We start from the raw sequence: 1,453 nt of genomic DNA, 5'->3' as shown, positions 1-1,453 counted from the left end.
GACGGGGCGACAGGCGTTGTTAACGTGTCCGGTGCCGGGTCGCTATGGAGTAATGAGAGCCTCAATATTGGCTTCTATGGTGATGGCACGCTCAACATTAACGACGGCGGCAAGGTTACCAACACAGGACTTGGCATTCTCGGCAACTACGTTGGGTCGACGGGTACCGTCAATGTGTCGACTGGTGGTTTGTGGGATATAACCCAGAGCCTCTTTGTTGGCCGCGCCGGTATTGGCACGCTCACCATTAGCGAGGGTGGCGTGGTGAACAGTTCAGCGGCCACTGCAACGGGCGAAATCGGCAGCAATACCGGCTCAACGGGCATTGTCACGGTGTCCGATGCTGGCTCGCAATGGAATAACTACAGCGACCTCATTGTTGGCAATTCTGGTAATGGCACGCTCACCATTAGCGAGGGCGGCGTGGTGAACAATACCAAGGATGTCTACATCGGCCGCTACGTTACAGGTTCGGGCCTTGTCGAGGTGTCCGGTGCCGGATCGCAGTTGAATAACGGTAGGTACCTCTATGTTGGCAGCAAAGGTAATGGCGAGCTCAACATTGACCGTGGCGGCGTGGTGAACAATACAACAGCAACAGCCTATATCGGTTACGATAGCGCGACGGGTATTGTCAGGGTGTCTGATGCTGGCTCGCAGTGGAACAGCGCCGCTCTCATTGTTGGCAACTCCAGTAGTGGCACGCTCGCCATTGACCGTGGCGGCGTGGTGAACAATACGACAGGCAATATCGCCCAAAACGGCACTTCGGGCCTTGTCACGGTGTCCGGTACTGGGTCGCAGTGGAATAACAGCGGCAGCCTCGTTGTTGGTCACTCCGGTACTGGCACGCTCACCATTGACCAGGGCGGCGCGGTGAGCAATACCACTGCCTTTGTTGGCTCCAATACCGGTTCGACGGGCGTTGTCAAGATATCCGGTGACGGGTCGCAGTGGAAAAGCAGCAGCACTCTCTATGTTGGCCACTTAGGTAATGGCACGCTGACCCTTGCCGATCAGACGCAAGTGTCTGCCGATACCATGAATCTTGCCATGTATAACGGCGCCACGGGTACCTTGAATATCGGCGACGGCAATCTGGCCGGTACTCTTACTACCGCCAGCATCACCGGCGGGTCGGGCTCGGCAACGGTCAACTTTAACCATACCGATGATATCGATTTCTCACCGCGGATGACCGGAAAGCTGGCGGTTAATCATCTCAGCGGTGGAACCACACGCTTGTTAGCGGCAAACAACTATACCGGCGCGACCACCATCAGCGCCGGCACCTTGCAGGCGGGAGCAGCCAATGCGTTCAGTGCCAACTCTGACTACACGTTGGGTACTGCGGGCCAATTGGATCTGGCCGGTTATAGCCAGACCCTCGCCAGCCTGAATAACGCCGGGGTGGTGAGTTTTAACGGGGCGCCAGGGGCTGTTTTGACCGTGT

1 pseudogene is annotated in these 1,453 nt (G+C 56.9%); it reads left to right on the top strand.

Annotation, left to right across the window (positions count from 1 at the left end):
• Positions 1 to 1,453: pseudogene (locus DRI82_RS23630) on the top strand (hypothetical protein); the annotation flags it as partial.

Origin of the sequence: Edaphovirga cremea (genome assembly GCF_003332275.1) — a bacterium.
In the GTDB taxonomy this organism is placed as follows: Bacteria; Pseudomonadota; Gammaproteobacteria; order Enterobacterales; family Enterobacteriaceae; genus Edaphovirga; species Edaphovirga cremea.
The sequence above is the reverse complement of the archived record's forward strand: the minus strand, read 5'-3'. Positions and strand labels throughout refer to the sequence as shown.